Origin of the sequence: Mesonia maritima (genome assembly GCF_042433895.1) — a bacterium.
Classification (GTDB): domain Bacteria; phylum Bacteroidota; class Bacteroidia; order Flavobacteriales; family Flavobacteriaceae; genus Mesonia; species Mesonia maritima.
Window position 1 is genome coordinate 17,970 of the sequence record NZ_JBHLUA010000015.1, and the last position, 9,921, is coordinate 27,890.

General features: G+C 28.9%; 11 protein-coding genes and 1 pseudogene. 5 read left to right on the forward strand and 7 right to left on the reverse strand.

The window, feature by feature from the left end; translation table 11 throughout:
- Positions 1 to 47: 47 nt before the first annotated feature.
- The 5 genes from ACFFGL_RS12165 to ACFFGL_RS12185 all read right to left on the reverse strand — a co-directional run bounded on the left by ACFFGL_RS12165 (position 48) and on the right by ACFFGL_RS12185 (position 5,413).
- Positions 48 to 2,789 (reverse strand): hypothetical protein, encoded by a 2,742-nt coding sequence (locus ACFFGL_RS12165; protein WP_309727529.1) that lies wholly within the window; start codon positions 2,787 to 2,789, stop codon positions 48 to 50.
- A gap of 399 nt (positions 2,790 to 3,188) precedes the next feature.
- On the reverse strand, positions 3,189 to 3,617 hold the full coding sequence (locus ACFFGL_RS12170) for a hypothetical protein (protein WP_309727530.1): 429 nt from the start codon (positions 3,615 to 3,617) through the stop codon (positions 3,189 to 3,191).
- Position 3,618: 1 nt separating this feature from the next.
- Positions 3,619 to 4,494, reverse strand: coding sequence for a relaxase/mobilization nuclease domain-containing protein (locus ACFFGL_RS12175; RefSeq protein ID WP_309727531.1), 876 nt, complete (start codon positions 4,492 to 4,494; stop codon positions 3,619 to 3,621).
- A complete protein-coding gene (locus ACFFGL_RS12180; protein WP_309727532.1) occupies positions 4,466 to 4,801 on the reverse strand; it encodes a plasmid mobilization protein in 336 nt (111 codons plus the stop codon). The genes ACFFGL_RS12175 and ACFFGL_RS12180 overlap by 29 nt, the downstream gene beginning before the upstream one ends.
- A 321-nt stretch (positions 4,802 to 5,122) precedes the next feature.
- Positions 5,123 to 5,413 (reverse strand): helix-turn-helix domain-containing protein, encoded by a 291-nt coding sequence (locus ACFFGL_RS12185; protein WP_309727533.1) that lies wholly within the window; start codon positions 5,411 to 5,413, stop codon positions 5,123 to 5,125.
- 318 nt (positions 5,414 to 5,731) lie between these two features.
- On the opposite strand from ACFFGL_RS12185, the gene ACFFGL_RS12190 reads away from it, so the two are divergent.
- From ACFFGL_RS12190 to ACFFGL_RS12205, 4 genes are all read left to right on the forward strand, one after another.
- Positions 5,732 to 6,484, forward strand: coding sequence for a hypothetical protein (locus tag ACFFGL_RS12190; RefSeq protein ID WP_309727534.1), 753 nt, complete (start codon positions 5,732 to 5,734; stop codon positions 6,482 to 6,484).
- Between the two features lie 2 nt (positions 6,485 to 6,486).
- Positions 6,487 to 6,981, forward strand: coding sequence for a hypothetical protein (locus ACFFGL_RS12195; RefSeq protein WP_309727535.1), 495 nt, complete (start codon positions 6,487 to 6,489; stop codon positions 6,979 to 6,981).
- Positions 6,982 to 6,985: 4 nt separating this feature from the next.
- A complete protein-coding gene (locus ACFFGL_RS12200) occupies positions 6,986 to 7,537 on the forward strand; it encodes a hypothetical protein (RefSeq protein WP_309727536.1) in 552 nt (183 codons plus the stop codon).
- A 79-nt stretch (positions 7,538 to 7,616) separates the two neighbouring features.
- On the forward strand, positions 7,617 to 8,075 hold the full coding sequence (locus ACFFGL_RS12205) for a hypothetical protein (protein WP_309727537.1): 459 nt from the start codon (positions 7,617 to 7,619) through the stop codon (positions 8,073 to 8,075).
- 228 nt (positions 8,076 to 8,303) lie between these two features.
- Here ACFFGL_RS12205 and ACFFGL_RS12210 read toward each other — a convergent pair whose 3' ends face one another.
- The gene (locus ACFFGL_RS12210; protein WP_309727538.1) at positions 8,304 to 8,447 is read right to left on the reverse strand and encodes a hypothetical protein; all 144 of its coding nucleotides are present in this window, start codon (positions 8,445 to 8,447) and stop codon (positions 8,304 to 8,306) included.
- A gap of 189 nt (positions 8,448 to 8,636) precedes the next feature.
- On the opposite strand from ACFFGL_RS12210, the pseudogene ACFFGL_RS14840 reads away from it, so the two are divergent.
- A pseudogene (locus ACFFGL_RS14840) lies at positions 8,637 to 8,747 on the forward strand (IS982 family transposase); the annotation flags it as partial.
- A 478-nt stretch (positions 8,748 to 9,225) separates the two neighbouring features.
- Here the strand turns inward: ACFFGL_RS14840 and ACFFGL_RS12215 are convergent.
- The gene (locus ACFFGL_RS12215) at positions 9,226 to 9,798 is read right to left on the reverse strand and encodes a hypothetical protein (protein WP_309727539.1); all 573 of its coding nucleotides are present in this window, start codon (positions 9,796 to 9,798) and stop codon (positions 9,226 to 9,228) included.
- Between the last annotated feature and the right edge of the window lie 123 nt (positions 9,799 to 9,921).

Consider the following 9,921-nt stretch of genomic DNA (forward strand, 5'->3'; position numbering starts at 1 on the left):
TACAGCTATCAGTTGATTATTTTAATAATATGAAATTAAACTCATATTTATTCTTGAAAATACTCATAATATATTTGGGATAATCTTGAATTGAACTCTTTTCTTAATTCTATTTCTATAGCAATGCTTATATCACTTATATTTTGTAAACTTTTTAAAATATATATGTTATCAGCAGCTAATATCCACTTTGCATCAAAATTGGAATAATTGAATTCTTTAGGATTTAATAACCACTTTTCATATTCAGACAGATTAGTTAACTTTTTCAAAACTTTGGAATTTCTGTCAATTTCAATTAAATTTAGAAGAATAATAAAGTGAAAATAATAATAATCATTAAAAACGGGTTTCCCATTATAAAACTCACCTTTAAATCCTTTTCTTTTCATTTGGTTTATATAATCAATGTATCTTTCAAAATAATCTTTTTTTCTATAATCGTAAAAGTTGTTTCTTAACAGGTCTTCATATAGAACAAATTCCATTTTACTTTCAAACAGATATTCGATCTCCTTCATCAAAATTTTGGAGCACTCTTTATCTAAAATTTTTAATGTAAAGATTACACTTCGCCATTTAGAAACACTTTCCGTATTTGCTACAAGTTTTTTGACAATGTTTTTATTACTAATTTTTTTTGAGGGATAGAATTTGTATAAGGCTAGAGACGTTTCCTTAATCAATTGCTCATATTTATTGTTATAGGTTTTATCTTTATTAATTATTATCTTCAACAGTTCCACAAATTGATCTTCTGAAAATAAGTATCCCTTATATGATATTAATTGCCCGACTTCTTTTAAATTATACCAAGATAGGTCATCCTCAACTTTTAGGAATTTTATAATAATATTTGATAAGGAGGCAAATAATGTTTTTGATAATTCCATTTTTGCTAATAGAGTGAATGAATTCGTTACAAAAGAGGTATAATCTTCTTTGAAACTCATATCAATTAAATATTCTTCTAAAACTCTATTTTTATATGGTTCAAATGCAATAGCAGGATCTTCAAAATATGACTTTAATAAATTAGAGATATGATTAACAATAATTTTATCATCTCCTTCATCTAATTTTAAGACATCAACTTTATTTATTATTTTTTGGAATTCAGGTGGTCTAACACTTAAAATGAATTCTATTAAATAAAAAGAAGATAGGGAAGGAATACCTTGATTTTTGGTTAAATAACTTTCAATAAATCCTTTAAAAACCTTTGCTGAGAGAGCTTTATATTCAGAAAATCTAATGAAAACTATTCTATTATTGTGAAAGTGCATTAGTAATTTAAGATATTGATCACCTAATTCTTGGTAACCCTGTGAACCTATAAAGCCTCTATTTTGTCTTTCAAAATATTTTTTTATATCTATAATTCTGTCAACTAATTCATTTACTTTCTTTTTAACTGAAAGGAACAACTTTTCTTCCTTAACTTTTACTAAATAATTTCTAACTTCATCACTAATATTATATTCTATTTCCTCGTATAACACTCTATTTAAATCTAAATTTCTAATTTCATCCTTTATTTGAAAACTATCTTGGAGTTTTTCATCTTCCCACACAAGATTATGTAAATATTTGATATTTAATTTTGCTAAAAAATATTTGACAAATGAACCTTCCTTCCCTTTAATATTTTCAGAAATTCTTTTATAAATATTAAATGCTTTTTTACTATTATCAGTAGCTACAAGAAAATTTCCATAGGCGTATTCGAATGTTTCTTCATTTTCATTATATGTGGCTAGTTTTAATTTTCTAAGAAGATGATCGAAATCAAGACTTCTGAAATTGCAGGAAATACAATCACAATTTTTTAATTCTATAATATTAATATTTTTAGTAAAACCGTCTTTTTCTGAAAAAGGAAAGAAATGTTTATGAGAAAATCCAATCGTATTACTTTTTTTAATAATTATTCTTTTATAATCTTCTACACAGCTAATCTTCCATATTCCACAATAATTTAAAATTTCCAATGATTTAATGATCTTGGCTTTAAAATCAATAACCCTTCTTTCTTTCAATTCGTGAATTAACTCATCAGAAAGTTTAACTTTTCCTTCTAATACATCTATATGGTTAAAAAGTTGGAAAACATTATTATTAAGTGTAAGGAGTTTGCCATTATAATAATGCCAAACGTATTCATTTAAAATATTAAAAGGTTTAATAGATGCTATGTATTCTGGATCTATATAATTCAATCCCTTAAATCTCGTTAATGATGTATAAATTTCATCGACTATATGTCTGGGGTTTTCATTTTCTTTTAATTCTGATGATTGTATTTTATAGAGTTGATCTGCTTTAGAATTAGTCTGCTGACTTATAAATCTATCTTTGTGAAAAAGATATAAAAGCTCTTTTAGTTTTTCTTCATTTTCCAACTCTTCTAAATAATAAACTTGATATTTGCCTTTATATCTTGAGGAGTAAAATCTTATTTCCTTAATATTTGATACAATTACCCATTTACAACTCTCACCCATTGTAAGCGCGTAATCAAAAGCTTGATTTATGGGAGATCTTGAATCTTTTCTCTTCTGATTATTGTCGAGATGTGTATTAGCATCTTTAATTTCAATTACCGCTCTAACATCATCTTTTATTTTGTCTTTATAAAAATAGCCTAATGCTCCATCAACTTTTTTCCCATCTGTTTTTGATTTCTTTTCTTCTCTTAAGGTCCAGAATAAAGAATTACCGTAATTAAACCCTAAAACATCACCGAAAAATTCAGTCAAAAATCTTGACTTAATTTCTTCTTCCTTCAAGCTTTGAAATTTACCAGATTTTAACTCTCGGTTAAGACTACTTATAGTATTTCTAATAAACTTAATGTTTGGAACATTTGAAAGCCAAAATTCTGATAAATAATGCGATAAAAATGGTTGAGTAAATAAAGGTCTCATCTCTAAGGAATAAAATTAAGTCTTTTATTGTTTTCCTAATATAAAAGATATAAAGATGAAATAATATTCAAATTTTGTAAGCTTTCCATAATTAGACTGTCTGATTGTATAAAGTTAAGCAAAATATTATATTTTTTAAACAATTTGGCTTTAAGGAAAGCTTACACAACATCGCGCTGAAAAGCGACATTCACCATAATTCTGAGAGATAATTGAATAAATGATTATAAGTAAGTAATAAATTTATTCATTATTGTTTAATCACATTTTAATGTTTAACAAAGCTTCTATATTGTTATTCAATATATACCCCAAAAAAATTATTCCCACTATACTAAAAAGCATAATATAAAAAAGATACACAGCTCTTTTATAGGAAAGAGGGTCGAGGGTAATATGCCTTATACATTCAATTTCTGTGGGAATTTTATTTAAATAATACTCCACACTACTATTATATTTATTCATTTCTTGGAAGTGATTTTCCACCATTATTCGGTGGGATTTTAAAACTTCAACGTGATTCACTAAATCTTGATAAACCTTATGAGAGACTTCTTTCATTTCAGCCGTTAGTTCTCCTATTTCCTTATGATCCTTTAGCAATTCTTTTTTCTCCTTTTCTTCATGTTGCAAATAATCAATTAGTAAATTTAATTTTTGCTCGATATTTCTTATTTCTTTTTCCATACTATAGAGTTTTTCCTTTACGTTTATTTTTTTTCTTTTTCTTTTTTCGGTTTAGTTCTTCTTGTTCTTCGTGATATTGTGTTTGTTGAGAAGTTAAAAGCTCTTCTGCCGTCCCGAGAACTGTTTCTGTTAGATCTTTTAAACTTCTTCTGGGCTCAATTAGATAATAAGAGTTTGATATGTTTTGCTGATTTAAACTTAGCCGATCCTTAATACCTTGTAGACTGTATTCTCTCACTATAGCGCTTCCTTTAACTTGTGCTCCATTTGTCTTATTTACAAAAGTGATTCCTCGCCCTGTAAGTACTTTATAATTAGATTTCAAAAGCTCGTTTTTAAAACTTTCCAACTCCACGCAGTCCTGTAAAGCTTGCTCAATGATAATTTTCAATTCACTTTTCATTTTATTTTTATTTTCCCCTATGATATTTGAAAGTTGTTGCAAACCATATTTTTTTTCCAATTTTCTACAGATTTCCAGAGAATGCATTCCTGTACGAGCTGTTCCCAAAGCTTTTCCATCTCTCGTAATTCTATTGAGAGCAATATGAATATGTTTATGGTTCTGCGTGTCGGGGTGGCGAATAGCTATCCATTGTTCTGCTTTTCCTTCAAAAAAACTTTTTATAAAATCACGACAAATCGTATCAAGTTTTTCATTATCAATTTTGTCCTTATTACCGAAAGAAAGGATGATATGAAAGTTTTGTTTTTTACATCTTGAATTAAAAGATTGCCTTTTTTTAAATTCTTTAGAAATGTATTTAGGGTCAGAAATTGGCAAGACTTCATTGCTATCCATTACTAAATGTTTCTTAATAGTAAGGTAATTCATTAAGCCAGAAATGCTATGATTGAGTTTCACTTTTGCGATCATAATACTGATTGATTTTTTGTACGAGCTGTAACAGTTCATTAATTATTTCTTGAATTTTGAATTGTTCAGAAAGCTGAAATTTCTTTTTATACTTAATCAGCATCCAAAGGTTTCTTCCAATTATGGAAAGTTCGTTTTTTAGCTTTTCTGCATGTTCATCAGGCTCCCATTTGATAGGAATGGGTTTGTTTAAAGTAGCTGAAATTACTATCTGTGTGATAGAGGTTTCATACTTTTTAGCTTTCATCTCAATGGCGGTTTTCTCAATTGCCGTAAGGCGTAATTGTATTCGATGATTTTTTTTCATTTGTATGAGCTTTAGCGAATAATCTTAGTTTTTGTACTCACGTTAGGGAGTGCAAAAACACCACTTGCTGCAACTAAAAGTTGCCCAAGCTTTATAAAAAGCTTGTTTATTCCCTTTCGTTTGAATAAAAACCAATTTTCGGAGCTAAATTTCTATATCAAAACTTTTAGAAAAGAGGTCTATAAAATTTTAAAAGGGAAAGTTTATCAATGATTATTCAAGAGATTTTAAAATCGTTATTTTAGGTGCTATCTTCTTCTTTGGAAATTCAGATTAAAAAAGTTTTCTGAATTTGCTTCGGAATAACAAAAGGGAAATAAATCACCTTTTTGAATCTATCATTTTATCGACATCGTCAGCTTTAAAGTAAACCCGCCCTTCAATTCGAATAGGATGTAAAATTCCTTTTTTCTCCCAGGCGTAAATGGTAGGTCGACTGGTTTTAAAAATTTTCAAAACTTTTGTCATCGTATAGAGTTTTTCCTTTTCCTCTTTTTGAGTTTTTTCCTCGTTGGATAATTTTTCAAATCGCATTTGCAATTCTTCATATCGTGTGAGCGGTATAAATTCTTGCATCCCTTTTTCTGTTACTAGCATTAATTTTGGCTTCATAATAAATAATAATTTGTTGTTAACTGATGTCAAATGTAGGAGCAAGTAATAGGGAATAACAAAGGTTAGGGAATTGTAAATTTCCATTCCCTAACCTTTGGATTTTTAAAATATTCGTGAGAAAAGCTATAACAAGGCTTCAACAATCTCATTCAGTTTAATTTCAAAAAAATCTTTAATATTTTTTTTGAAATTAATATTTATTTATATGTTTGAATAAGATACAATGAATTGATATTCAAATATTAATAATATGTGTATTAAAGTAAAACTTAAACATATTATTAATATAAAATTCTAAATAAAACAGTTATATAAATGAAAGATTACATCCCTAGAATTCAATTTAAGCCTGACGAAAAACCTAAAATTTTTCATCTCGATTCCATACGGCCAACGGGACCTTTTGGTCCTCAAAAAATTAAATCTATCCTTTCTTTTATGGGTGCTCAAGAGTTAATTTGGAAAGGTCATATGATAATAGACAGAAGTGAGTTAACTCACTTCGATATCGCTTGTCTTCATTTCTTCTCCCAAGTATTGAATCATTCTTCAGATTATGAGGAAGTTCTTTTAGAGAGTTTAAAAAATGAAAATAATCCTTTCCCTCAGAGAGGTAAAAATGGAGCCTATCATGCGGTAGTTGATGAATTACTAATAGAGCCCCTAACGGGAATTAGACGATTTCAATTTGGCAGCTATGTAAGTAGGTATTTATCGCACACAATATTTACGAAAATAAATGATAAGGATGTAATTTCATTTTTACAAGAGGGGAAGAATAGAAAAAGAAATTTTACAACGCATTATTTTGAATCTTATAATAATTGCGAAGAGTATCACTCAGAAATAACGGATGAAGAATCACTTTTTTTAATTGAACTATTTCGAAAAAGATTTAATTACAAATCGACTTACTTACAGGAGTTAATGGTGGGTTTAGAATTGCAAGAGAGACCTCATTTATATAGAAAGAATTTAAATCTATATGCTAATGCTACTCAGGCAATTATCAGGAATGGAATGACCCAGAAGTTAAATAAAAATCAACATAAAGGACCAAAATTATAATGATGAAACCAAAAATCCAACAACAAAAACGATTTGACGAACTGAGAAAAAAGATGTCACGGTATTTGAAAGATGAATCAGACTTCTATTCTTTTAATGAAATGCTTGAAGCACATGGAGAAGTTATACGAATAGAATATCTAAAAAAAGTGCTTCCAAAGAAACTACGAGTTTCTGCGCGAAAAGCAATAATCGTTTATTTAGAAAGAAAATTTGGAGAGAATTATCTCCGTTCTGATTTTACATTAGATGAACTGATACCGAAGGCTAAAGTTCAATATGATATTACTTCCGCAGATAAAAAAAAACTTAAATGCGTTAACCACGTTCACCCTCCATTTCCTTGTAATTATTTTAAAAATGATCTTAAATCGTTGAATGGTTATCATAAAGCTATCTGTGATATAATGATTCTAAGGATTGAATTAGAACTAGAAAGAAATGTATATAGATCGATTAATACAATAGAAAAAGAAGTTAAACAATATAGAAGTTAACAATATGGATAAATCAATAAACAAGATAGATAAAAATGTAGAGTTGTTAATACAACGTTTACATCAAAATGATGCGATTATGCAGGAAGTAAGTGATTCTCTTAAAGGTGTCGACGTCAAGGAATTAAACAATCAACTAAAAAAATACAATGAAAATGTTATAAAAGACCAAAATTTTTATAAGGAACTTTTAGAATTACATGAGACGAATTTGGAGAAGCATAAAAAGCTAAAAACTTCTCTTCAAGAACATATTGCAAATATACCTGAAATACCAAGTAAGGTACGCTATACTAGAGAAACTATTTTTGATAAGGATTCAAAAAAGAATTTAAAAAATATTTTATACTCAATATCCATTAGTACAATCATCGTGTTTTATGGGGTTACATTTGTGGAGCAAGCAAGTATAAACGGTAAGTATCAAATAGCTTATCAAAAACTTTATCATGATTCTTCTGAGGAAGAGCAAAATGAATTAAAAAATCATTTAGCCGAAGCTGAAAATAAGCATAACTGGTTTGAGAAAGCTCTCATTTATATTGATAATTGGTAAATTTTTTATTTTACATAATAACGTTATTTCTTTGTTGTACTATTCAAAAAGTTTTACCTTGATAAAAAATTAGTTTGCTATGTTTACAGATGCAGAAATAGATTGGTTATACCGAGAATACCTTGACAATTATGAAGAACACGAAGATTATTACCAACTAGAGGAACATACCGGTAAAGATCTTTACCGGTATATTATAAGTTATTTAAGTAGCACTCATCCCAAATGGAACACCAACAGTGAACTTGGTCGCTGTGCTGCGAGCGCTGTATTAAACTTACTGGTCAATTTATCTGAATGTGAAGAAAAATATTCCCAAAGTGAATTGGAACAGGAAATAGAGTATGAATATGAATCAATGAAAACTTTTCATCAAAAGTGTTTTATCGATGAATGTCTGGAAAAAATAAGTAGGATTGAAGAAGAAAGCAAGCACGTCCAGGGGCGTGATCCTATTGAAATTAATACCGATCAGTTTATTGAAAAAGCTAAGAAAAAGGTAATTTACAATTTTAAAGAACCTTTTCTCGCTCTTTAGAATATTTTCATAGGTTTCCTTACACTAATCAAAAAAGAAATATGGAGGGTGTAATTTGAAGTCTGTCTGAGAAATTTTATATTAATACTCAAACAGAATTAGAATGACACAGGAAGAATTGAACAAAATTGAAAAAAAGCACTTGAACAACTGACAGCCCGCAAAATCCTCTTTGAGAAAGATGGTGCATTTGTACCGCTGCTCCAGAATTTTCTGGACAAGGGTTCATTAAGATTTTTTCTTGGATTCAATAATCTGATCTATAGTCATTGAACTATTAGAACCGTTCCAGCCTAATTCAATTTCCTTTTGTAAATCTTGGATTACCTTTTCGCGATAAATACTGTGAAGTCTTAAAATGTCTCTTGCCATTACGCTATTGTTTTGATATTCTCCTGAAGCAACTTACTTAGAGATATATTCTTTCTGGTTTTTTTTGAGACTTATATTTATATAAAATTATCAATATACGATAAATAGAGATAATTTAAAACCCGTTGTACATTTAGAAAAAGTTATGCAAACTACTAAAATGCAGTAAATTGTAGTAACCACACTATAATTTTTACGCACAACTTTCAAGCAAATTACGACAAAACACTTAAGGTTTTAAAAGAATTAGATTGTAAAATGAATTATTTAAATCAAATACGTCAACCTAAATTGAGCGATTGTAGATTCTCCATTTCTTAGAAATGGGGAATCTACAAAGTTAATATAATTTTTAAGCAACAGCTTGATATCGTTAATAGGTTTTTCATCTTAAATTAGCCCATCAGAACTTATTTATACCACTGCCGCGGAAGGTTTAAACCGACAGGTACGTAAGGTTACCAAGACCAAAGGCGCCTTCACCAATGATATGGTTCTGCTAAATTAGTTTATCTGGCCACACAGAATATTTAAAAGAAATGAACCGCCCCCACTTTATAATAGGAGTTTGACAATCCAGCATTGTATATTAGGTTTGAAGACCGCATTAGGCTCGATTTGGCAAACACTCGGGGGTACACCCGAAGGAGTGAAACTAAGGACAGACTTTAAATTACATCCTCCGCTCTTTAGATTATTTTCAGTTTACCTAAACTAATCAAAAAAGAAATATAATCAATTGTCTTGTATGATTTATTAGACAAGTAAAATGAAAGCTTTATACTTTAAAAAAATGCTGATAATCTTGGATTGGGTTATCTTTCCGATCAAAACCATTTCTGACTGCATATTCGTATATAGCCTGATTATATATTTCTAGTACGTTTAAATCGTTTTCGTTGCAATACTCAACAAGATCTTCTGCAAGCACGCGAGAAAGTAAATTTAAGGTTAAATCTATAGGAAAATAAACTTTAGGAAGTTTGTGATTATACAAACCACAAGTATCAATTCCTTTGTAAATTTTATATTTCATTCCATAATCTTTCTGATCACTTATATATTGTAAGATTAAATTAAGGCAATTGTCTTGCCTGAACTCCTGCTTTCCTGCAAAATCAAAATCCTTGCTAAAATGATACTTAAAATCCAAGGTAATCTCTAAAAGATTTCTTTCTAAAAGTGTAATTTTTCTTTTACTAGAATTGGTGACTATTCTAGATTGATAATAATCAACGTTAAATCCGGTCTTTTTTTCGATTTGAGATATTCGATAAATAAGATTAGTAGTAACCCCAATTTTTATTTTCTTATGGTTCTTAAATTTTAGGATATAAAGTAATGTGCTCATGCTGGCGATTTTAAGGAGTTTTATTATTTAAAAAGCGTGGAACTGAACTTGCTAATTCCAGAGGTATCGCCAGACACCTATCACTAAACAAGCACAGCCCACGCCATTTTGTAAGCTATCTAT